This window comes from Candidatus Obscuribacterales bacterium, assembly GCA_036703605.1.
Taxonomy (GTDB): Bacteria; Cyanobacteriota; Cyanobacteriia; order RECH01; family RECH01; genus RECH01.
This window is the reverse complement of record DATNRH010000292.1, coordinates 1-1,000: the sequence shown is the minus strand read 5'-3', so window position 1 is coordinate 1,000 and position 1,000 is coordinate 1. Positions and strand designations below refer to the sequence as shown.

Here is a 1,000-nt window from a genome sequence, read left to right as displayed (position 1 = left end):
AGTTTATCAACCCTGTGGCGAGGTATGCTGTGACAATGCATGAGTTGGCGCACTCCACCAAGCATCTTGCGGGAAGGAATCCATCCAGCCGGAATGATCTGGAATACGCCATCGAAGAAATTGTTGCGGAATCTACAGCGGTCTTCATGGTGAAAGAGCTTGAGAGAGAATTGGAGCACGCGTTGTCATCAAGACCCGACATCAAGGCCATGTTCAGTGATTATTATGATAATGCGATGGTGTACAGTAAGGGTTGGGGTAGTAAGTTTGATTTCATGGAGCAGATAAATCGTGTAGAGGATAACCTTGGCGAGAATGATAAAGTGGTCAGGACGCTGCTCACCAGCGTGGCAAAATCAATAGACACCTTGAAAAACGGCGAATTCACGCCAGAGCAGCGCCTTGAGGCTAAGGTCAAGAACTTTGAGCGCATGAATCCATCCAAAGCAAAGCAGCAACCCGTGCCAGAGCCTGAGGAATCCCCAGGCATGAGCATGTAACCCAAGGAGAACGACAATGAGTGAGATCCAAATGAGTCCAGAAGATCAGGCACACTACGAGGAAGAGCTGGCACTAGTCGAAGCAGGTGTCCTGGATGCCGATCAGGTGAGTGCCCCCCAGGAGGCCACGGAAGAGGATCTGGCCTGGCTGCCCACCGAGAAGCAGGACTGATCCTCAGGAAAAGGAGGGAGGTCATGCTGAAGAGGCTCACGCAGAAGCGATGCTCGCATCAATGGAGCTACAGCCACTGCCATGATGGCGTGCTGTTCACCACGCGAGTCTTTGGATGTACCCAATGTGGTCGGCAGAAGCGTCATCGCGAGTAGATATCTGGTGCAGAAAAGGGGGCTTTCGCTCCCTTTTTTTGCTATAATTAATCCAATTAACAAGAGGAGCGGGCCATGGAAGCGGATGACGTCACCATTGCCGGATTCCGTGGAGACCATTACTTTCTCTCCAACATGTATCCGGTCGACTGCCATTACCGTGGCCTGGTCTT

2 protein-coding genes are annotated in these 1,000 nt (G+C 51.5%); both read left to right on the top strand.

All coding sequences use genetic code 11. The features are described from left to right. Positions 1 to 500, top strand: a 500-nt coding sequence (locus tag V6D20_06170; GenBank protein ID HEY9815371.1) for a hypothetical protein, incomplete at its 5' end; no start/stop codon positions are given. 16 nt (positions 501 to 516) lie between these two features. Continuing rightward, the gene (locus V6D20_06165; GenBank protein ID HEY9815370.1) at positions 517 to 672 is read left to right on the top strand and encodes a hypothetical protein; all 156 of its coding nucleotides are present in this window, start codon (positions 517 to 519) and stop codon (positions 670 to 672) included. Positions 673 to 1,000 lie beyond the last annotated feature (328 nt).

Bases quoted from the DNA above. Each gene is read 5' to 3' on its own strand.
- V6D20_06165 (HEY9815370.1), top strand. From the start codon at position 517: ATGAGTGAGATCCAAATGAGTCCAGAAGATCAGGCACACTACGAGGAA.